The organism is Streptomyces sp. SDr-06 (assembly GCF_003324565.1).
Taxonomy (GTDB): Bacteria; Actinomycetota; Actinomycetes; order Streptomycetales; family Streptomycetaceae; genus Streptomyces.
Map to the genome: position 1 here is coordinate 549,289 of NZ_QOLA01000001.1, position 24,014 is coordinate 573,302.

23 protein-coding genes are annotated in these 24,014 nt (G+C 73.3%); 12 read left to right on the forward strand and 11 right to left on the reverse strand.

Translation table 11 applies throughout. From position 1 onward, the window contains the following. Window positions 1–38: 38 nt before the first annotated feature. From DT019_RS02480 to DT019_RS02495, 4 genes are all read right to left on the reverse strand, one after another. Window positions 39–521 carry an NUDIX hydrolase gene (locus DT019_RS02480; RefSeq protein ID WP_114034878.1) on the reverse strand — a complete coding sequence of 161 codons (483 nt, stop codon included), beginning with the start codon at window positions 519–521 and terminating at the stop codon, window positions 39–41. Between the two features lie 33 nt (window positions 522–554). After that, window positions 555–2,171: an apolipoprotein N-acyltransferase gene (gene lnt / locus DT019_RS02485; protein WP_114034879.1), complete on the reverse strand. Its 1,617-nt coding sequence runs from the start codon at window positions 2,169–2,171 to the stop codon at window positions 555–557. 75 nt (window positions 2,172–2,246) lie between these two features. Continuing rightward, complete coding sequence (locus tag DT019_RS02490; protein WP_114034880.1) at window positions 2,247–2,834, reverse strand: hypothetical protein; 588 nt, start codon at window positions 2,832–2,834, stop codon at window positions 2,247–2,249. A gap of 46 nt (window positions 2,835–2,880) precedes the next feature. Beyond that, entirely contained in the window at window positions 2,881–3,663 is a 783-nt protein-coding gene (locus DT019_RS02495; protein ID WP_114034881.1) for a glutamate racemase, read from the reverse strand. Between the two features lie 80 nt (window positions 3,664–3,743). Here DT019_RS02495 and DT019_RS02500 point away from each other — a divergent pair, with 80 nt between their 5' ends. Further along, complete coding sequence (locus tag DT019_RS02500) at window positions 3,744–4,919, forward strand: glycosyltransferase (protein ID WP_114035290.1); 1,176 nt, start codon at window positions 3,744–3,746, stop codon at window positions 4,917–4,919. A gap of 4 nt (window positions 4,920–4,923) precedes the next feature. Here DT019_RS02500 and DT019_RS02505 read toward each other — a convergent pair whose 3' ends face one another. Then, the gene (locus DT019_RS02505) at window positions 4,924–6,243 is read right to left on the reverse strand and encodes a TerD family protein (protein WP_223279272.1); all 1,320 of its coding nucleotides are present in this window, start codon (window positions 6,241–6,243) and stop codon (window positions 4,924–4,926) included. Window positions 6,244–6,499: 256 nt separating this feature from the next. On the opposite strand from DT019_RS02505, the gene DT019_RS02510 reads away from it, so the two are divergent. The 4 genes from DT019_RS02510 to DT019_RS02525 all read left to right on the forward strand — a co-directional run bounded on the left by DT019_RS02510 (window position 6,500) and on the right by DT019_RS02525 (window position 11,101). After that, window positions 6,500–6,955: a DUF6643 family protein gene (locus DT019_RS02510; protein ID WP_114034883.1), complete on the forward strand. Its 456-nt coding sequence runs from the start codon at window positions 6,500–6,502 to the stop codon at window positions 6,953–6,955. Between the two features lie 57 nt (window positions 6,956–7,012). Further along, on the forward strand, window positions 7,013–7,846 hold the full coding sequence (locus DT019_RS02515; RefSeq protein WP_114034884.1) for an MOSC domain-containing protein: 834 nt from the start codon (window positions 7,013–7,015) through the stop codon (window positions 7,844–7,846). Between the two features lie 148 nt (window positions 7,847–7,994). Next, a complete protein-coding gene (locus DT019_RS02520) occupies window positions 7,995–8,591 on the forward strand; it encodes a hypothetical protein (RefSeq protein WP_317617725.1) in 597 nt (198 codons plus the stop codon). A 113-nt stretch (window positions 8,592–8,704) separates the two neighbouring features. Beyond that, window positions 8,705–11,101 carry a right-handed parallel beta-helix repeat-containing protein gene (locus tag DT019_RS02525; protein ID WP_114034886.1) on the forward strand — a complete coding sequence of 799 codons (2,397 nt, stop codon included), beginning with the start codon at window positions 8,705–8,707 and terminating at the stop codon, window positions 11,099–11,101. Here the strand turns inward: DT019_RS02525 and DT019_RS02530 are convergent. After that, complete coding sequence (locus DT019_RS02530; RefSeq protein WP_114034887.1) at window positions 11,071–13,407, reverse strand: hypothetical protein; 2,337 nt, start codon at window positions 13,405–13,407, stop codon at window positions 11,071–11,073. The genes DT019_RS02525 and DT019_RS02530 overlap by 31 nt on opposite strands. Window positions 13,408–13,597: 190 nt before the next feature. Between DT019_RS02530 and DT019_RS02535 the strand changes: the two genes are divergently transcribed. Both DT019_RS02535 and DT019_RS02540 read left to right on the forward strand, forming a co-directional pair. Further along, entirely contained in the window at window positions 13,598–14,470 is an 873-nt protein-coding gene (locus DT019_RS02535) for a DeoR/GlpR family DNA-binding transcription regulator (protein ID WP_114035291.1), read from the forward strand. Window positions 14,471–14,552: 82 nt separating this feature from the next. Further along, window positions 14,553–15,035, forward strand: coding sequence for an SRPBCC family protein (locus DT019_RS02540; RefSeq protein ID WP_114034888.1), 483 nt, complete (start codon window positions 14,553–14,555; stop codon window positions 15,033–15,035). A 39-nt stretch (window positions 15,036–15,074) separates the two neighbouring features. On the opposite strand, the gene DT019_RS02545 is transcribed toward DT019_RS02540, so the two are convergent. From DT019_RS02545 to DT019_RS02555, 3 genes are all read right to left on the reverse strand, one after another. Then, window positions 15,075–16,703, reverse strand: coding sequence for an FAD-dependent monooxygenase (locus DT019_RS02545; protein WP_114034889.1), 1,629 nt, complete (start codon window positions 16,701–16,703; stop codon window positions 15,075–15,077). Window positions 16,704–16,863: 160 nt separating this feature from the next. After that, window positions 16,864–17,769 (reverse strand): universal stress protein, encoded by a 906-nt coding sequence (locus DT019_RS02550; protein WP_114034890.1) that lies wholly within the window; start codon window positions 17,767–17,769, stop codon window positions 16,864–16,866. 61 nt (window positions 17,770–17,830) lie between these two features. After that, a complete protein-coding gene (locus DT019_RS02555) occupies window positions 17,831–18,931 on the reverse strand; it encodes a PLP-dependent cysteine synthase family protein (RefSeq protein WP_114034891.1) in 1,101 nt (366 codons plus the stop codon). A 219-nt stretch (window positions 18,932–19,150) separates the two neighbouring features. On the opposite strand from DT019_RS02555, the gene DT019_RS02560 reads away from it, so the two are divergent. Next, window positions 19,151–19,480, forward strand: coding sequence for a hypothetical protein (locus DT019_RS02560; protein WP_114034892.1), 330 nt, complete (start codon window positions 19,151–19,153; stop codon window positions 19,478–19,480). Window positions 19,481–19,632: 152 nt separating this feature from the next. Further along, window positions 19,633–20,142: an ATP-binding protein gene (locus tag DT019_RS02565; protein ID WP_114034893.1), complete on the forward strand. Its 510-nt coding sequence runs from the start codon at window positions 19,633–19,635 to the stop codon at window positions 20,140–20,142. A gap of 77 nt (window positions 20,143–20,219) precedes the next feature. On the opposite strand, the gene DT019_RS02570 is transcribed toward DT019_RS02565, so the two are convergent. Then, a complete protein-coding gene (locus DT019_RS02570) occupies window positions 20,220–20,507 on the reverse strand; it encodes an SHOCT domain-containing protein (RefSeq protein WP_114034894.1) in 288 nt (95 codons plus the stop codon). A 153-nt stretch (window positions 20,508–20,660) separates the two neighbouring features. Here DT019_RS02570 and DT019_RS02575 point away from each other — a divergent pair, with 153 nt between their 5' ends. Genes DT019_RS02575 through DT019_RS02585 form a run of 3 tightly spaced genes read left to right on the forward strand, consistent with a single transcriptional unit; the run spans window position 20,661 to window position 22,727 of the window. Next, window positions 20,661–21,245 (forward strand): TetR/AcrR family transcriptional regulator, encoded by a 585-nt coding sequence (locus DT019_RS02575; protein WP_114034895.1) that lies wholly within the window; start codon window positions 20,661–20,663, stop codon window positions 21,243–21,245. 34 nt (window positions 21,246–21,279) lie between these two features. Continuing rightward, a complete protein-coding gene (locus DT019_RS02580) occupies window positions 21,280–21,849 on the forward strand; it encodes a DUF4865 family protein (protein WP_114034896.1) in 570 nt (189 codons plus the stop codon). Continuing rightward, a complete protein-coding gene (locus tag DT019_RS02585; protein WP_114034897.1) occupies window positions 21,843–22,727 on the forward strand; it encodes a phosphotriesterase in 885 nt (294 codons plus the stop codon). Before DT019_RS02580 ends, DT019_RS02585 begins: the two co-directional genes overlap by 7 nt. Here DT019_RS02585 and DT019_RS02590 read toward each other — a convergent pair. After that, window positions 22,715–23,935 carry an ROK family protein gene (locus tag DT019_RS02590; RefSeq protein ID WP_114034898.1) on the reverse strand — a complete coding sequence of 407 codons (1,221 nt, stop codon included), beginning with the start codon at window positions 23,933–23,935 and terminating at the stop codon, window positions 22,715–22,717. The genes DT019_RS02585 and DT019_RS02590 overlap by 13 nt on opposite strands. Between the last annotated feature and the right edge of the window lie 79 nt (window positions 23,936–24,014).

Consider the following 24,014-nt stretch of genomic DNA (forward strand, 5'->3'; position numbering starts at 1 on the left):
GGCCGCCCGCACCCACCCATGTGGTCAGCCCACATACTTCAGAGCCCAGTACTGGGCCGGAACCACGTAGGGCTGTCCGACTGGGCCTGCTTGATGCGGAACAGCGCGAACTCGCTCAGCTTCGGCAGGGCGTCCAGGGCGAACCAGCCCACCTCAAGGGACTCCTCGTCGTTGACGCGGGCCTCGCCGCCGACGGCCCGGCAGCGGAAGCAGATGTCCATGAACTGGCACTGGTCGCCATTGGGATAGGTGATGGTCGACCGGCCCGCCTCCACCAGCACCACCCGCTCGGCGACACACCGTACGCCGGTCTCCTCGTACACCTCGCGCACCGCGGTGTCGGCGGGCTCCTCCCCCGGCTCGGGGATGCCGCCGATCGTCGACCACTCCCCGGTGTCCGCGCGACGGCCGAGCAGGACCCGGTCCTCGTCGTCGAAGACGATCGCGCTCACCCCGGGCAGCAGGAGCAGCTGATGCCCGGCGAGGGCCCGGATGTCTTGAATGAAGTCAGGAGTTGCCATGCGCCGACCCTAACGGGCCCGCGGAACCGGCCGTCAGCTCCCGGTGTCGCGACGCCCCCGCATGGACCGGGTGACCGCCCAGGCCAGGCCCGCCGCGGCGACCGCGACGAGCAGCCACTCGGGCAGCGTGCCCAGCTTGGTCGCGGGCGTCTGCGAGGAGCGCAGCGGCACCTTGGCCACGAGCGAGGCCGGCGTGAACATGGCGGTCTTCTGGACGACCTTGCCGTCGGGCATGATCACGGCGCTGACACCGCTGGTGACCGGAACCGTGACGGTCCTGCTGTGCTCGACGGCCCGCACGCGGGACATGGCGAGCTGCTGGTAGGTCATCTCGCTGCGGTCGAAGGTGGCGTTGTTGCTGGGCACGGAGATCAGCTGGGCGCCCGCGGTGACGGTGTCGCGCACCGCCCAGTCGAATGCGGCCTCGTAGCAGGTGGCGATGCCGACCTTGGTGCCCGCCATGGTGAACAGGCCCGCTTTGGTGCCGCGGTTGAAGTCCTCGCGCACCATGGAGGTGTAGCCGGGGGCGAAGGTCGCGATGAGGCCGCGCAGCGGGATGTACTCGCCGAACGGCTGGATCTGGCGCTTGTCGTACGTCGCCACAGGACCCAGCTTCGGATCCCACTGGACCTGCTCGTTGTACAGCTTCGCGCCGTAGCCGCCGACGACCGCGCCGACCGAGATGGGGGCGCCGATGGCCTTGGCCGCGTGGTCGATGACGGCCCGTGCGTCGTCGTCCACGAAGGGGTCGACGTCGGAGGAGTTCTCCGGCCACAGCACGAAGTCCGGCTTCGGCTCCTTGCCCGCCCTGACCTTGTCGGCCAGGCGCAGCGTCTCGCGCGCGTGGTAGTCGAGCACGGCCCGGCGCTGGGAGTTGAAGTCGAGGCCGAGCCGGGGCACGTTGCCCTGGATCACGGCGACGGTCGCGGTGCCGTCCTCGGCGGAGTCGCTGACCAGGCCGCGGGCGCCGAAGGACGCCGCGACCGGCACGACGACCATGAGCAGCGCGGCCACCGGCGCGCCCTTGCGCACGGACGCGGTGCTCCGCAGGCGCAGCGCCTGGCGCAGGCACTCGTACAGACCGAACCCGCACAGCGCCACGGCGAAGCCGAGGACCGGGGTACCGCCCAGGGCCGCCAGCGGCAGGAACGTCCCGTCGGCCTGTCCGAAGGCGATCTTGCCCCAGGGGAAGCCGCCGAACGGCGCCCGGGCGCGGGCCGCCTCGGCCGCGATCCACAGCGCGGCGGCCCACACGGGCCACAGCGGAAGCCGCGAGACCACGGCGGTGCCCGCGCCGGCCGCGGCGATGAACAGCGCCTCGATCGCGGCGAGCCCCAGCCAGGGGCCGGGGCCGACCTCCACGCCGGTCCATACCAGGAGGGGGAGCAGGAAGCCGAGGCCGAAGAGGTACCCGAGGCCGAGGCCCGCCTTCCAGCCGCGGCCGCGCAGCACCCAGCCGAGGACGGCGAAGGCGGGCAGCGCCAGCCACCACAGGGGCCTCGGCGGGAAGCTCAGATACAGGAGCACCCCACCCAGCGCGGCCACGGCGGGCCGCAGGAGACGGTTCAGCAGTGTCCGCAGCCGCGCGGGGGCGGCAGACCGCGGTCCGAGCTGTTCCGGCTCGGTTGTGGGGGTCTCGGTGGTGCTCACCCGGCGGAGTCTACGGCGGGTCGCTGTGGACCGGGGAGTCCGGTGACGAGGGCCACCGTCGCGCGCGCGGCGCGGTCAGGCCCCGACGGGCTTGCCGGTGCCGAGCAGCCGCAGCCGGTCACGGATGACCCGGACCGCCGCTTCGGCGTCGTCGACGGTGACGGTGAACACCCGCCCGTCGCCGAGCTTGAGCGCCACGCCCTCGCCGCGGCGTACGACGACGGCGGTGCCGATCTCCGGGCGCCAGCGGTAGCCCCAGCCGCCCCACTGCCGCGGGGTGACCCGGGGCACGAAGTCGGCTCCGACGACGTGGTCGAGCGGGATGGTGCGGCGCGGCAGCCCGATGTGGCCGCAGCGCACCTCCAGGCAGTCGCCGTCGACCTTGACCGCCACGTGGACGAAGGCGAGCGTTCCGAAGAGCACGAGGAGCCCGGCCGCCAGGCAGCCGACCACGGACATCAGCAGCGGCGCGATGCCCGAGGTCCACGTCGAGTCGACGGCGAGCTCCACGCCGAGCGCGATGCAGGCCGCACCGCCGGCCGCGAGAAGCCACTGGACACGGTTGGTCGCCCGGCCGGTCCAGACCTCTGGCGCCTGCTCGGCAGCGGACGAGGCATGACGTGACTCGGGGGGCTCGGGGTGTTCCGGGGACGGTTCCCTCATGTGTAGCAGCGTACTCAGGTTCCGCTGCGGTGGCACCGTTCAGCTCTCAGTGAGCGGGGCTCACGGCCTGGAGCAGGCGGCCTTCCGGATAGGCGAGGGCGACCTCGGGCAGCGCGCCCGGGCGGCCGCTGAGGAGCACGGTCAGGCCTCCGACCTGGGGCGCATCGGGAGCGGGCAGGATCCCGGCCCGGCGCAGGCCCTGGGCCGCGACCGCTTCGGCGCTGCCGAAGAAGGTGAGCGGTCCGCCGTCCGGGCGCAGGGCCGTACGGATGCGTGCGGCCACCAGTTCGTAATGGGTGCAGCCCAGGACGACGGTCCTTGCCTCCGGCGGAGTGAGGGCGGCGGCCGCCGCGACGGCCCGGTCGATCGCGGCGTCGTCGGCGTGCTCCACCGCTTCGGCCAGACCGGGGCAGGGCACCTCGGTGACGGGGACACCGTCGGCGAATTGCCGGATCAGCCCGCGCTGGTAGGGGCTGCCGGTGGTGGCCGGGGTGGCCCAGATGGCGAAGGGCTCCCCGCCGGCCGCGGCCGGCTTGATCGCGGGCACGGTGCCGATGACCGGGATCCGCGGCTCCAGGGCGGCGCGGATCGCGGGCAGGGCGTGCACGGACGCGGTGTTGCAGGCGATGATCAGGGCGTCCGGCCCCAGGGCCGCGGCGGCCCTGGCCACCGCGAGCGCGCGCTCCGCGATGCCTTCGGGGGTGCGCGGACCCCAGGGCATGCCGTCCGGGTCGGACGAGATCACGAGTTCGGCGTCGGGCCGCAGCCGACGTGCCGCGGCGGCCGCGGCGAGCAGGCCGATTCCGGAGTCCATGAGCGCGATCTTCACCCGGTCACCATAGTCGACGGCCCTGCCGCGACCGGCCGAGGTCCGGTACGGAGCACGGGATGTGGGGCAGACTGCGGCGGATGAGCGCCCTCGTATGGATCGCCCTCGCGTCCCTCGTCGTCTGGCTCTGGCTGCTGCTCGGGCAGGGCTTCTTCTGGCGTACCGACCAGCGGCTGCCACCCCGCGCGGAGCTCGAACATTGGCCGGATGTAGCGGTGGTGGTGCCCGCCCGGGACGAGGCGGAGGTGCTGCCGTCGAGTCTGCCCTCGCTGCTGGCGCAGGACTATCCCGGCCGCGCGAGCGTCTTCCTGGTGGACGACGGGAGCTCCGACGGGACGGGCGAGCTCGCCCGCCGCCTCGCCGAGCGGCACGGAGGCCTGGCGCTGACCGTGGTGTCGCCGGGGGAACCGGAGGCGGGCTGGACCGGCAAGCTGTGGGCGCTGCGCGCGGGCATCGCGCTCGCGCGGGCCGACGGGCCGGAGTACCTCCTGCTCACCGACGCCGACATCGTGCACCGGCCGGACAGCCTGCGCGCACTGGTCGCCGCGGCGCGTGGGGGCGGTTTCGACCTGGTGTCGCAGATGGCCAGGCTGCGGGTGGCGAGCGGCTGGGAGCGGCTGATCGTCCCGGCGTTCGTCTACTTCTTCGCCCAGCTGTATCCCTTCCGCTGGATCAACGCCCGCAGGGCCCGTGCCACGGCCGCGGCGGGCGGCTGCGTGCTGCTGCGTACGGAGGCCGCGGAGCGGGCCGGGATTCCGCGGGCGGTGCGCCAGGCGGTGATCGACGACGTGTCGGTGGCCCGCGCGGTGCGCCGGTCCGGCGGCCGGGTCTGGCTGGGCCTGGCCGACCGCGTCGACAGCGTGCGCCCCTATCCGCGCCTGGGCGACCTGTGGCGGATGGTCTCGCGCAGCGCGTACGCGCAGCTGCGGCACAACCCGCTGGTGCTGCTCGGCACGGTCGCGGGACTCGCGCTGGTCTATCTGGCGCCGCCGGTCACCTTCTTCGCGGGGCTCGCGACGGGGAGCCCGGGGGCGGCCTGGGCGGGCGGGCTCGCCTGGCTGGTGATGGCCGGGACGTATCTGCCGATGCTCCGCTACTACCGCCAGCGGCCCGTGCTCGCCCTGACGCTGCCGTTCACGGCGCTGCTGTACCTCCTGATGACGCTCGACTCGGCGGTGCAGCACTACCGGGGCCGCGGGGCCGCCTGGAAGGGCCGCACCTACACCCGGCCCGAGGCCGCGCCCGAACAGCCGTGACGGGCTACTTGCGGCCGGGCGTCCAGTTCATGCCCCAGCCGTAGGCCTGGTCTATGGTCCGCTGCGGGCTGACGCCGCGCGCGGGCACCAGGTAGCGGGCCTCGCGCTGGACGACCAGATCGCCGCCGTTGTTGGTGATCAGGGCGAGCGCGCAGACCGTGGACGGCACGGTGCACTCGTCGAGGAAGAACTCGATCGGCGCGCCGAACTGCGGCTGGAGCGTCACCGTGGCGTGCAGATCGGCGAAGCTGCGGGCGCCCTCGTAGATGGTGACGAAGATCAGCAGGCGGCGGAACTTGTCCTTCTGGTCGAGGTTGACGGTGAGGTTCTCGCCCGACTCCACGGCGCCGGTGCGGTCGTCGCCGTCGAGGTGGATGTACGGCGGCTGGTGCAGCGCGCCGAAGGCGTTGCCCAGGGCCTGGACGACGCCCTTGCGCCCGTCGGCGAGTTCGTACAGCGCGCACAGGTCGAGGTCGAGATCGCTGTGGTTGGCCACGGCACGCCCCAACTTGGCGCCCCAGCCGCTGAATTGCTTGCGGCTCTGCCAGTTGAGATTGACCCGCATCGCGCCCGAGGTGCCGCCCTGCTTGGCGAGCGAAACCCTGGGGGCGTCCTTCGTGAGGGTGACCTTGGAGAGGCGCACCGGTGGCGGCGGCGTCAGCGGAGCGGCCGTCAAGGGCGCCGGAGTCTGGGCGGCCGGCTCGGGCCAGACGGGGGCCGGTGGCGGCATATAGGCGGTCTGAGTGGGAGGCGGGGTGTAGGGCGCGGGGGCGGGGGGCGGCGTGATGGGCTGCGGCTGGGGCTTGTCGACGGTGATGCCGAAGTCCGTTGCCAGGCCTTCGAGTCCACTGTCGTAGCCCTGGCCCACCGCGCGGAACTTCCAGGCGCCCTGGCGGCGGTAGAGCTCGCCGAGGATGAACGCGGTCTCCACGGTGGCGTCCTGGCTGTCGAAGCGCGCGAGCTCCGCGCCGGTCACCGCGTCCAGGACGCGGATGCCGAGCCCGGGCACCCGGCCGAAGGCGCCGCCGTCGGCGGAGGCGGCCAGCACCACGCGCTCGACGGCGGGTTCCACCCGCGCGAGGTCGATGAGCAGGGTGTCCGTCACCGCGTCGGGGCCGGACCGCTTGCCTTCGTGGCGTACGGCGCCCGAGGAATGGGCGGGCTGGTTGTAGAAGACGAAGTCGGCGTCGGAGCGGACCCGTCCGCCGGACAGCAGCAGGGCCGAGGCGTCGACGTCGGGGACGCCGGGGCCGGACCGCCAGGACAGTTCGACGCGTACCGAGGGCGCCGGCACCGCGACGTTGGCTCCTTTAAGCATGGACATGCTCTCCCCCATCACTCGTGGCGGCGCCGAAAGATTTCCGCACCGCCAACCTAGTGCGCGACCGACCGCCCGGCACCTCTCCGGGCCACCCGCCGGTAACCCCTGATGACCTTGCCCTTTACACGATTTCAACGCCCGGGCGCGACCGATTTTCCCAAGTTCGCTCACATTGATGATGCCCAGCCACTCCGAACACGCAAAACAACCCTCTTATCGGGCTCCCCAACGACCACATCGTGGGCTTAACTTATGTGCCATGACCTCCCCCCGCTCCACCTATGGCGGCGGTTACTACTCCGCGCCGTTCTTCCCGGACACCCCCATCTACGACTCCCTCGTCGCAGAACGGGGTACGCCTCAGATCGCCCCGATCCGAGTGCCTTCTCTCTATGACACCGGCAGCAACCACCTGCCGGCCCTGCCGTCGGCGCTGCCCGCCCTGCCGGCCGCCCCTTCCCAGCAGACCCCCTCCTACGCCTCGTCGTACGGCTACCAGCAGCAGATGCAGCAGCCGGTGCCGTTGCAGCACGCGCCCGCGCCGTACATCCCGCAGCAGCCCTCGGCCCCGCGCGGCTACCATGGGCAGCCGTCGATGCCGCAGCGCCCGATGCAGGGCACCGGGTACGAGGCCATGCGGCCCGCCGCGCCCCGGCCGGCGCCCGCCCCGTACGAGGATCCGTACAACCGGCCCTACCAGGGCACCGGCTACTGATCCAGGCGGGTTCCGGCCGCCCGGACGACTGTCCGGGGCGGCTGGCAGGATGTGTTCATGAACAACGGACTTGATGCGGTCGTCCACGGGATCCACATCCATCCCGTCAAGTCGGTCGGGGGATACGACACAGCACGAGCGGCGGTCGAGCCATGGGGGCTCGCCGGGGACCGCCGCTGGATGCTGGTGGACACGCAGGGAACGGCCGTCACGCAGCGCGAGCGGCCGGGTCTGGCCCTGAGCAGTGCCGCCACACTGCCGGGCGGAGGGGTGCGGCTTTCCGCGCCCGGGTGCGGCGATCTGGTCGTCGAGCCGCCGCAGCCGATGGCCCCCACGGGCGTCACGCTCTTCGGCAACAAGTTCGAGGCGGTGGCCGCCGCCGACGAGGCTCACGCGTGGTTCAGCGCCTACCTGGGCACCGAGGTGCGTCTGATGCACCTCGACGACCCGGCCCACCGCAGGGCCATCGATCCCCAGTACGCGCCCAACGGCGAGACGGTGAGCTTCGCCGACGGATTCCCGCTCCTGATCGCCACGCGCGCCTCGCTCGACGCCCTCAACTCGCTGATCGCCGAGGGCGACCACGCCGCCGAGGGGCCGCTTCCGATGAACCGGTTCCGGCCGAACGTGGTCCTCGACGGGACCGAGGCGTGGGCCGAGGACACCTGGTCGCGGATCGCGATCGGCGAGGTCTCCTTCCGGCTCGCCAAGCCCTGCGGCCGCTGCGTGATCACCACCACCGACCAGGCGACCGCCGAGCGCGGCAAGGAGCCGCTGCGCACCCTGGGCCGGTACCGACGGGTGGGCAAGTCGCTGGCCTTCGGCGTGCTGGTCGTCCCCGAGCACACCGGCACCATCCGCGTCGGTGACGCGATGAGGGTGCTCGCATAGCCGCGGTCCCCACGGGAACTCCTGTGGGTGGCGGATGCGTTGGACGGGACAAGCCGGGTGGATCGGATCCCTGTTCGCGCCACCCGCGCGCAGGCCGCCCCGCCCGGGCGGCGCGACGGCGGAAGGGGGTGCGCGGCCCGTGCGAGCCATGGCGGGAGTCTGGCGCTGGCGGCGCAATCCGCTGCGCCGCCGCACCGACCTCGTGGAGGCCTGGCTGGCGCTCGTTGCCCTGCTGCTGATGGTGTTCGCCGCGCCCGCGGCGGGAGTGCTCTGCGGTTCGCTCACCGACACCTCACTGCGCCGGACCGCCGCCGAGCAGCACCGCCACCGGCACCCGACCGAGGCCGTGGTGGTGCGCCGGGCCGGGCAGCGGGCCCCGGCCGCCGAGCCGGACGGCTCGCCGGGCCGCGCCATCCACACCATGGTCGTCGCCAACTGGACGGCTCAGGACGGCAGTTCGCACAGCGGCACGCTGGCCGCGCCGCTGATGTCACCGCCGCCCGGCTCCCGTTTCCCGATATGGACCGACGACCAGGGGCGCCCGGTGCCCCGGCCGATGGCGCCGGCCGCGGCCGATACGCACGCCGTGTTCTCGGGCATCTGCGCGGCCGCGGCGAGCGCCGGACTCGTCGAGGCGCTGCGGCGGTTGACCGTATGGCGCCTGATACGCCGGCGGTATGAGCGCCTGGACCGGGCGTGGGCCCGGTACGGTCCCGACTGGGGCCGTACCGGCGCGGGCAGCTGACCGGTCAACTCAGCGGCCCGGCGCGCGCTACGGTGGACCATCAGTCGCACATACGAGGTCACGGTCGAGGTGTGTGCAAGGACGCACGCACGAGGTGGGGGCACGGCAGCACGATGGCTCAGGGCACGGTCCAGGTGACGCACACGGGCACGTCGAGGTGGCGCCGCCGCACGGGTGAGTACGCCTCCTTGGCCGCGGCCCTGGAGGCCGCAGGCGACGGCGACGTCCTGACCGTCGCCCCGGGCACCTACCGGGAGAACCTGGTGCTGCGTCGCTCCGTGACGTTGCGCGGCCCCGAGGGCGCGGTCGGCTCGGTCCGCATCGCGCCCGTCGACGGCGTGGCGCTGACCGTGCGCGCCTCGGCGACCGTGCGGGACCTGTATCTGGAGGGCCAGGACGCGGCGGCGCCCGCGCTGCTCGTGGAGGACGGCGCGCCCGAGCTCGCCGATCTGCGGGTGGTGACCCGCTCGGCGGTCGGCATCGAGGTGCGGGGCGGCGCCCGGCCCACGGTGCGGCGCTGCACCGTGGACAATCCGGGCGGCGTCGGCATCGGTGTCTTCGACGGCGCGGGCGGGGTGTTCGAGGAGTGCGAGGTCGTCGCGGCCGGGCAGTCCGGGGTGTCCGTGCACAGCGGCGGCCACCCCCGGCTCGAACGGTGCCGGGTGCACCACGCCAGCGGGGCCGGACTGGCCGTCAGCGGCGAGGGCAGCGGGCTCGAGGCCCTCGGCTGCGAGGTGTACGAGATCAAGGGCGCCGGGGCGCAGATCGCCTCGCGGGCCGCGGCCCATCTCACCGACTGCACGGTGCACCGCACGTCGGCCGACGGCATCACCCTCGACACGGACGCGGTGCTCACGCTCGCGGACTGCGACATCCACGACATCCCCGAGAACGCGGTGGACCTGCGCTCCCGTTCGCTGCTCACGCTGACGCGCACCAAGGTCCGCCGCTTCGGGCGCAACGGCCTGTCGGTGTGGGACCCGGGCACCCGGGTGGACGCCAACCAGTGCGAGATCCACGACAGTACGGGTGACTACCCGGCGGTGTGGGTCAGCGACGGTGCGACGGCGGTCCTGGAGGGCTGCCGCGTCCATGACGTACCGGACGCGATCTTCGTGCTCGACCGGGGCTCGCGCGCCGACGTGGTCGACAGCGACCTCACCCAGGTCCGCAACACGGCCGTGTCGGTGAGCGACGGCGCGACCGCGCAGCTCGACGACTGCCGCATCCGGGAGGCCTCCACGGGTGCCTGGTTCCGCGACCACGGCAGCGGCGGCACCCTCGCGGGCTGCACCATCGACGGCGCGCAGACCGGTGTCATCGTGACCAAGGGCGCCGACCCGCGCATCGAGCGCGTCACGGTCACCTCGCCCGCGGAGGCTGGGTTCTACGTCTCCGCCGAGGGCCGGGGCACCTTCCACGGCTGCCGGGTGACCGGCAGCGGCGGCTTCGGCTTCCACGTCATCGACGGCTGCCGTACGACCCTGACGCGCTGCCGTACCGAGCGCTGTGCGCGCCGGGGGTACGAGTTCTCCGAGGACGGCGCGGTCGTGGAGGACTGCACCAGCGACGAGAGCGGTGCCAAGGACGGCGCCGCCGAGCCGCCCGCCGTGCAGAGCGCGACGCAGACGATGGGGCTGCTCTCCGCCGTCCCCGGCCCGCGCCCCGTCGAGCCCCCGGCGCCCGCGACCGAGCCCGCGCGCAGTTCGGGGGCGGTGCTCGGCGAGTTGGACACGCTGGTGGGCCTGGAGAGCGTCAAGCGCGAGGTGCGGGCGCTCACCGACATGATCGAGGTCGGCCGCAAGCGGCAGCAGGCCGGTCTCAAGGCGGCCTCGGTCCGCCGGCACCTGGTCTTCACCGGCTCCCCCGGCACCGGCAAGACCACGGTGGCGCGGCTGTACGGGGAGATCCTCGCCTCCCTCGGCGTCCTGGAACGCGGGCATCTGGTGGAGGTGTCCCGTGTCGACCTGGTCGGCGAGCACATCGGGTCCACCGCGATCCGCACCCAGGAGGCCTTCGATCGGGCCCACGGCGGCGTGCTCTTCATCGACGAGGCGTACGCCCTCTCCCCGGAGGACTCGGGCCGCGACTTCGGGCGGGAGGCGATCGACACGCTGGTGAAGCTGATGGAGGACCACCGTGAGGCGGTGGTGGTCATCGTCGCCGGATACACGGCGGAGATGGAGCGGTTCCTGAGCGTCAACCCCGGTGTGGCATCCCGTTTCTCACGGACCATCAGGTTCTCGGACTACTCCCCCGAGGAGCTGCTGCGCATCGTGGAGCAGCAGGCCGACGAGCACGAGTACCGGCTCGGCTCCGGGACCGCGGAGTGCCTCCTGAAGTACTTCACGGTGCTGCCCAGGGGCGCCGCGTTCGGCAACGGGCGCACCGCGCGCCAGACGTTCGAGTCGATGGTCGAGCGGCACGCGGGCCGGGTCGCCCAGCTCGCCGACGCCAGCACCGACGATCTGACCCTGCTCTATCCGGACGATCTGCCCGAACTTCCCTGATCGACGCGCTGGTTCGGCACCCCCGACGCCAACTCGGCCAGCAGGAGCGCCCGTTCGCGGCCGAACGCGGGATCGGCCTGGTAGTCGGAGTGTCCCAGGATCGGCGCGGGCAGCGGGTGTTCGCGGGTCCGGCCGTAGGCGAGCGGGTCGAGCAGCGGACCCTTGTCGACGTCGCCGCCGGTCAGGACCGGCCCGCCGATCGGGTCGGTGGCTCGCCACAGGTTCCGCCAGCAGTGCACCTCCTGGTGCAGGGCCCGGAGCGGGGCAGGGCCGAAGTAGGCGGGGAACCAGCGGCCGTACAGCCGCTCGACGGGGCAGCCGTAGGTGAGCAGGGCCACCCGGCGCCGGGTGGCCGCGGGCAGTTGCCAGACAGCGGCCGCCGCCAGGACGCTGCCCTGCGAGTGGCCCGAGATCACGAGGCGGCCGCCGGTGCGGTCGGTCCAGGTGTTCATCCGCCAGGCGAGGTCCGGCACGGCCCGCTCGGCGTAGCAGGGCGGCGCGAAGGGGTGGGCGGCGCGCGGCCAGAAGGTACCGACGTCCCACAGGATGCCGACGGTGCGGCGGGCCGCCGCGTCCTTGTAGGCGCGCCGGCCCCAGGTGACGAAGAGGAGGAAGCCGAAGCCGGTGCACCAGGACCCGAGGGACTGGGCGGCGTCGGCGGCGAAGGCGACGGGCGCGGCCGCGCCGTCGGCCGCCCGGTCCGGCACCTGGCTGGTCCACCAGGCCCCGGCCAGGGCCGCGGCGCCGAGCAGCAGGGACGCGCCGGAGACGACGCCGAGGAAGACCGGGGCGTGGTCGGTGAGCCCGGCCATGGCACGGGCGCGCGCGATCTGGCGGGTGCGGGCGGTGTCCGGCCGCTCGGTGGGGTAGTCGGCCATGACGCGCGGCGCCTCGGCGCGGGCGGTGCGCCAGGTGCGTACGACGAAGAACACCACGACGGGCACAAGCAGCGCGAGCAGGGCCGGGATCACCGAGGCCTGCCAAGTGAGCAGCGGAGGCGGCCCGTTGAAGACCGAGCGGCGCGTGCCCTGCGGTGCGCCGTGGTCGATCCAGTCGGCGACGCGCTGGGCGACGCCGCCGGTCATCACGCCCCCGAGCGCGCAGGCGAGCATCGCGACGACGGGGCCGCCGAGCCCACCCAGCGTGGTGCGCTCCCCCGGCGCCCGGCGGCGCAGATGCCCGGCCACCGCGGCGAGGGCGACCACCAGCACCCCCTGGGCCAGGGTCAGGAAGCCGAACGCCCGGTCACCGGGCAGCGTCCCGGCCGAGACCCAGTCGGAGCGGTCCCAGGCCGCGTACACCAGGGCGGACGCCAGCAGGACGAGCGAGGAGACCGGCAGCCAGGCGGTGACGGCCCGGTCGAGCCGCTCGTCGAGATGGGACTCGGTCCGCCCGCGACGGCACACCACCCACACCACAACCAGCCCCGCGATGGCCAGGGTCGACTCCAGGAGCAGGCCGAGCGTCTCGAAGACGGCGCTGGTGGCGGCGCGGTCGTAGCGGGCGGCGGCCGCTGTCACCCCGGCGGCGGTGGTCAGGAACCCCGCGGCGGTGTGGGCGGCGCGCAGCCGGGCCACCAGGCGCCTGCCGTACCAGAATCCGGGCCTGCTGAACGCGGGTCCGGCCGCCCGCGCGGGGTTGGCGGCGGGCTCGGCGTCGAGGGGCTGCTGCGACTCGTAGGCGCTCCAGGTGCGGTTGGAGAGATACCAGAGCAGCAGGGTCAGGCCCGCGGGGGCGAGGGCCGCGAGGGCGAGGCGGCGGCCCGGCTGCGCCCACCAGCCGTGGTGGGCGACCGAGGTGAAGCCCAGCCAGTACCACGAGCGCGAGCAGGCGGCCGAGCCCGCGCACTGCCAGGCGGTGAGGTCGAGCGCGACCTCGCAGGCGGCGGCCACCAGCAGCACGGTGAGGCTGAGCGCGACGAGCCGCACCAGCACCCCGTACAGCCGGATCGCCCAGGCGGGATCCCGGGCGGGCGGGCGCATCCAGTGGGCCAGGTTGATCACCATGAACGGCAGCAGGAGCAGCCACAGGGCACGGGCGCTGTTGCCGGAGGTCAGATTGCACCAGACGTACGCCTCCGGCACCGGGCGGCCCCGGTAGCGCTCCGGGTGCGCCTCGGCGTCGGCGTCCTCGGCGCGCCGGTAGAGGGCGGCGGTGTCGTCTCCGGCGACGCGGACGGTGCGCGGGTCGGCGAGCATCTTCTGCGGGGTGGTGCCCCCGACGCCGTGGACCAGCAGCTCGAGTGCGGGGCCGCCGCTCTCGACGGCTGGAGCACCGGCCCGGGCGGCGGGTGTGGCACGGGACACTTCTGCGACTCGCTCTCGTGATGGCAGGATCGGCGGCGCGGGTGACTCGGAACATCAGGATCTCGGATCCGGGTCCCCTGGTGCAGTGCTCTCACCGAATCTCCCCGTGACAGGATGGGGTGTCCGGAGGCCGGGGGTGCAGATGTGCCCGGCGAGTGTGTTCGACGATGTGGAAGGGGCCGGCCCGGCAGTGAGCGACCACCAGAATCTGCTCGCGGAGCAGCGTCGTGCGCTGATCCTCGATGAGGTCAGACGGCGGGGCGGGGTCCGGGTCAACGAACTCACCCGGAAACTCAATGTGTCGGACATGACGGTCCGCCGGGATCTGGACGCGCTGGCGCGCCAGGGTGTGATCGAGAAGGTGCACGGCGGGGCCGTGCCCGTCGCGGACGCCACGGCGCACGAGCCCGGCTTCGAGGCGAAGTCGACGCTGGAGCTCAGCGCCAAGCAGGACATCGCGCGGGAGGCGGCCCGCATGGCCGTGCCCGGCAGCGCCATCGCGCTGGCCGGCGGGACGACGGCGTACGCGCTGGCTCAGCAGCTGGTGGACGTTCCGGAGTTGACGGTGGTGACCAACTCGGTGCAGGTCGCCGATGTGTTCCATGCCGCCCAGCGGTCTCCGGCGGGCTCCGGGCCGCGTCCGGGGGCGGCCACCGTGGTGCTGACGGGCGGGGTGCGCACGCTCTCCGACACGTTGGTGGGGCCGGTGGCCGACGCGGCGATCCGCTCGCTCCATTTCGACGTGCTGTTCATCGGGGTGCACGGCATCTCGGTGGAGGCGGGACTCTCCACGCCCAACCTCGCGGAGGCGGAGACCAATCGTCGGTTCGTGCAGTCGGCGCGGCGCGTCGTGGTGATCGCGGACCACACCAAGTGGGGGACGGTGGGCCTCAGTTCGTTCGCCGCGCTCGACCAGGTCGACTCCCTGGTGACGGACGCGGGCCTCACGGAGCGCTCCCGCGAGGAGATGACGGAGCATCTGAGGGACCTCGTGGTGGCCGGGGAGATCCCCGACAACGGGGGCGACAACGGGCCCGGCAACGGCGGCCCCGCAGACATCTGACGATCCGCCAGTTATGGTGTGCGGGCTCCCGTGTCCGACGGGCACGGGCCCCCGCGCACCCGCACGTCAGGAGGAACGCGTCATGGCTCGCCGACTCAGGCCCGTGGAACTGGACTTCGCCGGGTCGGCGCCGACGCGCCTGGTGTTCACCGCCCGTCTCGCGGCCGGACCCGCGGCCGTCTACCGCGCGCTCGCCGACGAGGTGAGCGACATGCCCGCCTGGTTCTCCTCCATCGCCGCGGCCCGGCCCCTGGACGGCGGGGCCGGGCGCGAGATCAGGCTGCGGGGCGGCGTGTTCTTCCGCGAGACGATCATGGCCACGGATCCGGGCGAGCGGTACGCCTACCGCGTGGACGAGACCAACGCCCCTGGAGTGACAGCCCTGTTGGAGGACTGGCGGCTCGCTCCGGACGGCTCGGGCACGAGAGTGCGCTGGACGATGGCGACCGAGGGACCGGCCCTGTTCCGCCTGCTGGCCCGGGTGGCCGGGCCGGGCATGGGCCAGTCCTTCAGGAGCGCGATGCGCAAGCTGGACCGTCGCCTCGCGAGCGCCCCGGCCCCCTGAACCAAGCCGGACCGCCGCCTCGCGGACGCAACGTCTTCCTCAACCCACCTGCGTGCACAGCCCCATGACGGACCGCCAGATCTCGTCGAGGGTCTCCGGGGTGAGCCCCTCGTCGGAGCGGGCGGCGACGAAGCCGTCCGGGCGGACGAGCAGCGCGCCCTGTGGCGGCAGTCCGACGAGGGTGGTCCAGGCCCCCTCGGTGTCCCGCACAGCGGAAGCGGTCCGCTCCAAGTCGGCCTCCCCGGCGACAATGTGATGCACCGTCACCGGAAGCGCTTTGGCCGCGTCGGACCAGGCGGCGTCCGCCGGGGCGTCCCCGCAGGTGAGCAGGGTGAAACCCGGCCCGCACAGGTCCAGGGTGGACAGGCGGCTGCCGTCGCGGTCGAGCCAGAGGTGCGGGGTGCGGGTGCCGGTCTGCCCCGCCAGCAGGTCGACCGAATCCCCGGCGGGCGCGCCGTGAACGGCGGCGGAGGCGTACCGGTAGCGGGTCATGATCTCACCGGTGCCCCGCTGGCGGTCGAGGGCGTCGCCGTTGTCCGGCGTACGGATGGCGTACCGGGCGCGGAAGTCCGTGCGCAGCCACGCCTGTTCGGCCACCAGCAGGCCGCGCGGGCGGCGCTCGGGCTCATAGGTGTCGAGGAGGGTGTCCGGCGCCTCGGCGCGCAGGACGGCGGCCAGCTTCCACGCCAGGTTGTGCACGTCGGCGATGCCGGTGTTGGCGCCGAAGCCGCCCCAGGGGGCGTGCCGGTGGGCCGCGTCCCCGGCCAGCAGGACCCGGCCGCCGCGGTAGGCGTCGGCGACCGCGGTGCCGGTGTCCCAGGCGCCGCGGGCGAGCAGTTCGATGCGCGGCCGCGGGTCGTCCGCGCCGATGGCGGTGCGCAGCAGGGCGGTGCACCGCTCGTCGGGGTAGTCGGCCGGGCTCTCGCGCTCGGGGTCGTAGGCGAGGTGGAAGGACCATTCGTCGGTGTTGTTCTTGGCCAGGAACAGGCCGGACACCTCGGGCCCGGTGATCTCGCACTGGCTGAAGGTGCGGTCGCGCACCAGCTCGGTGAGGTCGGCGCGAAAGTACAGGTTGAGGTAGTGGTGGGTGGCGGGGCGGGTGGTGCTGGTGATGCCCAGCGCGGTACGGATCGGGCTTCCGGCGCCGTCGGCCGCCAGGAGGTAGTCGGCGTACAGGGTGCTGGTGCGGCCCGTGGACCGGTCCGTGAGGGTGGCGGTGACCCGGTCGTCGTCCTGGGTGAACGCGGTCAGCTCGGTCGCGAAGCGGATGTCGCCGCCGCGCTGTTCGGCGATTTCCCGCAGGACCGGCTCGAGGAGCACCTGGGGGCAGAAGCAGAAGGCCGAGGGGCTTTCGTCCGCGCCGACCATCGCGCCGGTGGCGAGGACGTGGCGAAGGTCCAGCGCCTCGGAATCGGCGATGCTCCGGCCGGTGCGCGCGCCGCCGAACCTGCCCATCTTCAGGGCGGACGCGCTCGCGGCCTGCACGGCGTCCTCGACGCCGATCTGACGGAAGATCTCCACGGCGCGGGTGTGCATGCCGCGCGAGCGGGGCAGCACGGTCGGCTCGGCGTCGCGCTCCACGAGCACGTAGTCGACCCCGTGGTACTCCAGGCACAGGGCGGCGGTCAGCCCGACCAGTCCCCCGCCGACGATCAGTACAGATGGCATGACAGCTCCCCGTGTTCCCCGTGCCGCTCAGTGGATCTTCCCTACCGTAGACCGCCAAGCTACCGGCGGGAGCACGGCACGGGTCCGGCCGGGGTGCCCAACGCGCCGTCGTGTGGCGGAAGTTGGGCCCCGGCGCGAGAGCCTCGGGTTCCGGGGCGGGTCAGTCGTCCCCGCGGGCCGGGACCACCGCGACCGGGCACTCCGCGTGGTGCAGCACCGCGTGCGCCACAGAGCCCATCAGCAGGGAGCCGGGCTTCAGGCGCCTGCGGTGCCGGCCGACCACGATCAGCGCGGCCGACGCCGAGGCGTCGACGAGGTGGCCGGCCGCGTCGGCGGGCGCGATCACGGGGTCCACCTCGACCTTCGGGAACCGCTCCTTGAAGGGCTGGAGCCGCTCGGTCTGCTCGCGCCGCAGGTCCCGTTCGAGGGGTTCGTACTGATCGCGTTCGAGGGCCGCCGGCGGAAACTCGCCCGCGACCATCAGGGCGGTCGGCGGCGGGGCCGGGTAGGCCGAGAGCACCTGGAGCGGCACGTTCCGGGCGCCCGCCTCCGCGAAGGCGAACGCGATCACGTCGTCCGCGGTCTCGCCCAGATTGAGCCCGAGCACGACCCGGCCGGTCGCCCGCTCGGCCTCGCCCGTGCGGGCCAGCGGCGGCACGACCACGACGGGGCAGGGTGCCCGGGTGGCCACGGCCAGGGAGTTGGAGCCGAGCAGCAGGCTGGCGAAGCCGCCGCGCCCGCGTGAGCCCATCACCAGCATCCTGGCCTCGGCGCCCAGGGCGTGCAGCGCGTCGGCCACCTCGCCCTCCAGGGAGTCGAACCGCACCGAGGGCAGTTCGTCGCGGCCCGACAGCGCGGCGCGGATCCGGTCGGTGACCGGATCGTTGAGCGCCGGGCCGGGGCCGAGGGCCGAGCGGCGGGCCGCCCAGAGCTGGGTGTGGTCGGGCAGGACATGCGCGATGACCAGCTCCGTGCCCAGTCTGCGGGCGGCGGGAATGGCCCATTCCAGGGCTCGCAGACTGTGGTCGGATCCGTCTACGGCGACGACTACCGGGCGCGTGTCCATGTCGTCACCCTGGCACGCGGGGCGGGGTCCCGCACGGGCAGAAGGTCCCGTTCCGGCCAGGTCACCGGGACGGCCAGACCCCGCTCGCCAGGAAGCTGTCGAGCGTCTCGGCGTACGGGGTGATGTCCAGGCCCTGTTCGGCGAGCCAGGCGTCCGAGTAGTACTTGTCGAGGTAGCGGTCACCCGGGTCGCAGAGCAGCGTGACGATGCTGCCGGTGCGGCCCTCGGCGACCATCTCGGCGACGATCCGCAGCGCGCTCCACAGCCCGGTGCCGGTGGAGCCGCCGGCCTTGCGGCCGATCGCCTTCTCCAGGGCGCGTACGGCCGCGACGCTCGCCGCGTCCGGGACCTTCATCATGCGGTCGATGGCGCCGGGCACGAAGCTCGGCTCCATGCGGGGGCGGCCGATGCCCTCGATGCGCGAGCCGCAGTCGCTGGTGGCGAGCGGGTCGCCCTGCGTCCAGCCGTCGAAGAAACAGGAGTTCTCCGGGTCGGGGACGCAGATCATGGTGTCGTGCTGCATGTAGTGGACGTAGCGCGCGATGGTGGCCGAGGTGCCGCCGGTGCCGGCCGTGGCGACGATCCACGCGGGCTCGGGGTAGCGCTCCAACCTCAGCTGCTGGTAGATCGATTCGGCGATGTTGTTGTTGCCGCGCCAGTCGGTGGCCCGCTCCGCGTAGGTGAACTGGTCCATGTAGTGGCCGCCGGTCTCGGCGGCGAGCCTGGCGGACTCCTCGTACATCTTCATCGAGTCGTCGACGAAGTGGCACTGGCCGCCGTGGAATTCGATCAGGCGGCACTTCTCGGCGCTGGTGGTGCGGGGCATGACCGCGATGAACGGCACGCCGATCAGCTTGGCGAAGTACGCCTCGGAGACGGCGGTCGAGCCGCTGGACGCCTCGATGACCGGCTTGCCCGGCCGGATCCAGCCATTGCACAGGCCGTAGAGGAACAGCGAGCGGGCGAGGCGGTGCTTGAGGCTGCCGGTGGGGTGGGTCGACTCGTCCTTCAGATAGAGGTCGATGCCCCAGGCCTCGGGGAGGGGAAAGCGCAGGAGGTGGGTGTCGGCGGAGCGGTTGGCATCGGCCTGGACCTTGCGCACGGCTTCCTTGAGCCAGGCGCGGTACTCCGGATCGCTGCGGTCCACATCGATGGTTTCCATGCCACTCCTCGTCGTGTTCTGCGTGCCGCCCCCTCACCCGACAATACCCCTCTCACCTGCACAAACGTTCCCTTTGGGGATCCATAGGAGTGGCTTGTGGGACGCCTGGTGACGGCTGGGCGCACCTGGCCCGGACCCGATCCCCCGTGCGCCCTGGTGCGTAGGCTCGTCGTTGTGCAGACTGCCCACCAGGAACGATGCGAAGGGGGCCGGACGGTCATGGCGGAACCCGAGTTCAGTGCGAAGGGTGTACGGATCGAGCGGTGGACCCGCTCGCTGACGCGAGCCGGCCAGGTGCTGATCAAGGACGGCCGGCTGGCGCTGCTCACCAGCAACGGGCGGGAGATCGACAGCGCGCCCGTCGACGCGGTCAGCGCGGCACGGCCCCGGTTGCCGTGGCTCGCCAAGGACGACCGCACGGTGGCGCGGCTGAACGGCACCCGCTACCGCCTGACGATGGGCGAGGAACCCGACCGCTCGCGGGGCAGCGAGCTGACGCAGCGCTTCCTGCAGGCCATCCGCCAGACGACGCACGGCGCGCACGGCTGAACCGCGTGAGATTCCAGGGGGCGCGAGTTGCGGAGCACCCACCCCTGAGTCACGCTGATGTCACATCACCGAGGGTTGACCGGCGGTGACGCTCTGAGCAAGGCCGCCGGGCCAGACAGCTACTTCCGGACCTCATTCAGGGAGTCGCAACCGTGATCAGCCAGCCAAGCAGGCAGTGCACGGTGGAGCTCCAAGCCCTGCCGTCGCGGATCGGACAGGTCCGCAGAATCGTATCGGCGCAGTTGCGCTACTGGCATCTGGATCCGTTGATAGACGAGGCGGCGCTCGGCGTCACCGAGTTGCTCACCAACGTCCACCGGCACGCCGAGCCGGACAAGATGTGCACCGTGGTCATCGAGCTGCTGCTCGACCGCCTCACCATCTCCGTCCACGACCACGATCCGACGCTGCCCGCCGTGCGCGACGCCGACGCCGTGGCCACCAACGGCCGCGGGCTCGCCCTGATAGCCGCGGTCAGCGAGAGCTGGGGCGTGCGTCCGCTGGGCGAGTCCGGCAAGACCGTGTGGTTCACGCTGGCCGTCCCCTCGCCCGCCGTGGCCCTGCCGCCGTACCCGCTGTACGGATCGGAGCCGGCCACGCCGTTCACCGGAAGCCGGGCCTCGCGCACGGCGCGCGGACGGGCGACGGCCGCCGCGGGCTGACCGGGCAAGCCAGGGTGCCCACTTCGCGGTCACCGGGCCGTGAGGCTTGACGGCGTGGACGACCCGGGCGGCAGTGGTCACGCCGCGCCGCCCTTGCCCGGAGGGGTCAGGGTGGTCCGCCCGAAGTGTTCCTCCAGGACGGAGATCCGGCGCCAGTACTCCTCCTCGTCGATCTCGCCGGCGGCGAACCTGCGTCCGAGCACGGCGATGGGTGAGCGGTCGTCCATCGGCGTCCGCCACGGTCCGCGGCGGCCCCGCGGTCCGCCGCGGCGCAGCACGGTGACGACGGTGAGGATCACGGCGGCCCAGATCAGCGGGAAGAAGAGGATCCAGGGTCCGGGTCCCGCGTAGGCCAGGGTGTTCATCCTTGTCAGCTCCCTCGGTGGGGGTGGTTCGGTGATGCTTCGAGCCTCCCTCCGGCCGGGGGTGCGAGTCGTCGTACGGCCGGCGGCGGTCGGCGTACCCCGCGGGAAGTAGAGCGGCGTTCGCCGTCTGCTCTGGATTCTGTACCTACTGGTATGTACAGTGGCCTCATGAGCACTCCGGAGCGTCTGATCGAGGCCACGCGTGAGCTGTTGTGGGAGCGGGGTTACGTAGGGACCAGCCCCAAGGCGATCCAGCAGCAGGCGGGCGCGGGCCAGGGCAGCATGTACCACCACTTCGCGGGCAAGCCCGATCTGGCGCTGGCCGCGATCCGGCGCACCGCCGAGGAGCTGCGGGCCGCCTCCGCGGCCGCGTTCGGGGGCGACGGCACGGCGTGCGAGCGGATCTCGGCTTACCTGCTGCGCGAGCGTGACGTGCTGCGCGGCTGTCCCGTCGGGCGGCTGACGATGGACCCCGAGATCATCGCGAGCGCCGAGCTGCGCGCACCCGTCGACGAGACGCTCGACTGGCTGCGCGCCAGGCTCGCCGAGATCGTTCAGGAGGGCCTGGACCGGGGCGAGTTCGCCGCGCGGCTGGTGCCGGACGACGTCGCCGCCACGGTGGTGTCGACCGTGCAGGGCGGCTACGTCCTGGCCCGCGCCTCCGGTTCGGCCGACGGCTTCGACGCGGCCGTGCGCGGACTGCTCTCGCTGCTCGCCCCGCCCGCCGCGTCCCGCTGAAGCACCGCCCACCCCACCGCCCGAGGAGTACGCGATGCACGCCCTGCAGTACGAGATCACACTGCCCGCCGACTACGACATGGAGATCATCCGCAAACGCGTCGCCACCCGGGGCCATCTCCTGGACGACTTCCCCGGGCTCGGCCTCAAGGCCTATCTGATGCGCGAGCGCGCGGCCGGGTCACCGGTCAACTCCTATGCCACGTTCTACCTGTGGTCCACTGCCGAAGGCATGAACTCCTTTCTGTGGGGCCCTGGTTTCCAGGGGCTCGTCGACGACTTCGGGCGCCCCCGGGTGCAACTCCTGACGGGCCTGTCGTACCAGGAGGGGCCCGCGTCCGGCGCCGCGCCCGCTGCCGCGACGCGGGTGCGCGTGCCGGTCCCGCACGACGTGGAGCCTGCGCGTTTCGTGGCGGACGAGGCGGCCGGGGAGACTGCGCCCGGGGTGGTGGCGAGCGCCGTGGCCATCGACCCGAGCCGCTGGGAACTGGTGCGGTTCACGCTGTGGGAGCAGCCCGACCCGCCCGCGCGGGGCGAACGCTTCCAGGTGCTGCACCTCTCGCAGCCCGGGCGTGCGGGGCTGCGGTCGGGGCGGCAGTGGTGAGCGCCGCGCACACGGTGCTCGGCCCGGTGCCGGCCGACCTGCTCGGGGTCGTCGACGCCCACGACCACCTCTTCATCCGCAGCCCGCTGCTGCCGGGCCAGGAGCTGGCCGACGTGACGGACGCGGCGGCGCGGCTCGCCGGGTTCGGCGCGCTCGGCGGCGGCACGGTGGTCCAGTGGACGCCGTACGGCATGGGGCGCCGGATCGCCGAGCTGCCCGCCCTTTCGCGCACCACGGGGGTGCATGTCATCGCGGCCACGGGACTGCACCAAGCCGCCCACTACGGGGCCGAGTTGCTCGACGCGGTACGCGGCCGGCTCGCCGAGCTGTTCGTCGCCGAGCTGACCGAGGGCATCGGCGACACCGGCGTCACGGCGGGCCTGATCAAGGTGGCGGGCGGCTTCCACGGGCTCGACGAGCACGCCGCGCTGACGATGGGGGCCGCCGCCGAGGCACATCACCGCACCGGGGCGCCGATCGCCGTGCACCTGGAGCTGGGCACGGGTGTGCTCGACGTACTCGACCTGCTCTGCGGGGAGTTGGAGGTGCCGCCCGGCTCGGTGATCCTCGGCCACCTCAACCGCTCCCCCGACTTCGCGGTGCACCGCCTGGCCGCCGAGGCGGGGGCCAACCTCGCCTTCGACGGGCCCTCGCGGGCCAACCACGCCACCGACTGGCGGATGCCGGACGCGCTGCGGGCCCTCGCGGACGCCGGGTTCGCCGACCGGCTGCTGCTCGGCGGGGACACGGTGACCCCGGACACGCCGGGCATGCCCTATCTGCTGCGCCGGGTGCGGCCCAGGCTCGAACTCGGCCTGGGCAAGGACCTGGTGGAGCAGATCCTGATCAACAACCCTGCGCGGGTCTACGCCTGGTGAGTGAGCGCGCCGAGCGGGTCGTCGAGCACCGGCTGCCAGGCCAGCTCGGCCGCTCCGACCAGGCTGTTGTGGTCGAGGGAGCAGGCGAGGATCGGGACACCGCCGCTCTGGCCCCACAGGCTGCGGTCGGCCACCACGGCCCGCAGCCGGTCCGGGTCCGCCTCCAGGAGCGCCTTGTGGAGGCCGCCGAGGACGATCCGGTCGGGGTTGAGGATGTTGACGAGTCCGGCGAGGCCGAGGCCGAGCCGGTCGATGAGCTCCTCGGCGGCGCGGCGCACGGCGGCGTCCGCGTACGCGTGGCGCAGCAGTCCCCGTGACTGTTCGAGGAGCGACACCTCGGGTCCGGGGACGCGGCCCGCGGCCGTGAGGAACGCCAGCGGGTCTGCCTCGACGTCGAGGCAGCCGCGGCTGCCGCAGTAGCAGGGGCGGCCGTCCGGGTTGACGGTGAGGTGGCCGACCTCCAGGGCCAGGCCCGAACTCCCCGTGTGCAGACGGCCGTCGAGCACGAGCGCGCCGCCGACGCCGCGGTGGCCGGTGGCGACGCAGAGCAGGTGCTGGGCGCCGCGGCCCGCGCCGTGCCGGTGTTCGGCGAGCGCCGCGAGGTTGACGTCGTTGCCGGTGAAGGCGGGGCCGGTGATGCCGGCCGCGCGGACGCGTTCCGCGAAGATCTCGCGCACCGGGGCACCCGCGGGCCAGGCCAGGTGCAGGGGGTTGAGCGCGGTGCCCTCCGGTTCGGCGACGGCGGACGGCACCGCCAGGCCCGCGCCCACACATCTGCGGCCACTGCCCCTGAGGAGGGCGGCGCCCGCGTCGACGACCTCGCCGAGCACCTGCGCGGGGTCCGCCGAGACGATCACGCAGCCGGGGTCGGTGGCGACGATCTCGCCGCCGAGGCCGACGAGCGCGGCGCGGAAGCCGTCCGCGTGCACCTGCGCGGCGAGCGCGACGGGCCCGTGGTCGTGGACGGCGAGCCGGTGCGAGGGGCGGCCCTGCGAACCGGCCGCGGCGGGCCGGGAGTCGACCTGGATGAGACCGAGCGCTTCGAGCTCGGCGGCGACCGCGCCCGCGGTGGCGCGGGTGACGCCCAGTTCGGCGGTGAGCACGGCGCGGGTCGGCGCGCGGCCGGTGTGTACCAGTTCGAGGGCGGGTCCGAGCGCGCCGCGGCCCCTCTCCAGCCTGGTCCTGATGGTCGTCGCCTTGCCGTTCATGGGGGCGAGTCTCCCATGGCCCCGGACGGAAGCGATCCTTCCGGAAGTTGGCCGGGCGACGGGTCGGGGGGCGGGTCCC

Bases quoted from the DNA above. Each gene is read 5' to 3' on its own strand.
- DT019_RS02580 (WP_114034896.1), top strand. From the start codon at position 21,280: ATGCACGCCCTGCAGTACGAGATCACACTGCCCGCCGACTACGACATG.
- DT019_RS02500 (WP_114035290.1), top strand. From the start codon at position 3,744: ATGAGCGCCCTCGTATGGATCGCCCTCGCGTCCCTCGTCGTCTGGCTC.
- DT019_RS02560 (WP_114034892.1), top strand. From the start codon at position 19,151: ATGGCGGAACCCGAGTTCAGTGCGAAGGGTGTACGGATCGAGCGGTGG.
- DT019_RS02555 (WP_114034891.1), bottom strand. From the start codon at position 18,931: ATGGAAACCATCGATGTGGACCGCAGCGATCCGGAGTACCGCGCCTGG.
- DT019_RS02570 (WP_114034894.1), bottom strand. From the start codon at position 20,507: ATGAACACCCTGGCCTACGCGGGACCCGGACCCTGGATCCTCTTCTTC.
- DT019_RS02505 (WP_223279272.1), bottom strand. From the start codon at position 6,243: ATGTCCATGCTTAAAGGAGCCAACGTCGCGGTGCCGGCGCCCTCGGTA.
- DT019_RS02490 (WP_114034880.1), bottom strand. From the start codon at position 2,834: ATGAGGGAACCGTCCCCGGAACACCCCGAGCCCCCCGAGTCACGTCAT.
- DT019_RS02520 (WP_317617725.1), top strand. From the start codon at position 7,995: ATGGCGGGAGTCTGGCGCTGGCGGCGCAATCCGCTGCGCCGCCGCACC.
- DT019_RS02515 (WP_114034884.1), top strand. From the start codon at position 7,013: ATGAACAACGGACTTGATGCGGTCGTCCACGGGATCCACATCCATCCC.
- DT019_RS02590 (WP_114034898.1), bottom strand. From the start codon at position 23,935: ATGAACGGCAAGGCGACGACCATCAGGACCAGGCTGGAGAGGGGCCGC.
- DT019_RS02540 (WP_114034888.1), top strand. From the start codon at position 14,553: ATGGCTCGCCGACTCAGGCCCGTGGAACTGGACTTCGCCGGGTCGGCG.
- DT019_RS02575 (WP_114034895.1), top strand. From the start codon at position 20,661: ATGTACAGTGGCCTCATGAGCACTCCGGAGCGTCTGATCGAGGCCACG.
- DT019_RS02525 (WP_114034886.1), top strand. From the start codon at position 8,705: ATGGCTCAGGGCACGGTCCAGGTGACGCACACGGGCACGTCGAGGTGG.
- DT019_RS02510 (WP_114034883.1), top strand. From the start codon at position 6,500: ATGACCTCCCCCCGCTCCACCTATGGCGGCGGTTACTACTCCGCGCCG.
- DT019_RS02550 (WP_114034890.1), bottom strand. From the start codon at position 17,769: ATGGACACGCGCCCGGTAGTCGTCGCCGTAGACGGATCCGACCACAGT.
- DT019_RS02480 (WP_114034878.1), bottom strand. From the start codon at position 521: ATGGCAACTCCTGACTTCATTCAAGACATCCGGGCCCTCGCCGGGCAT.
- DT019_RS02545 (WP_114034889.1), bottom strand. From the start codon at position 16,703: ATGCCATCTGTACTGATCGTCGGCGGGGGACTGGTCGGGCTGACCGCC.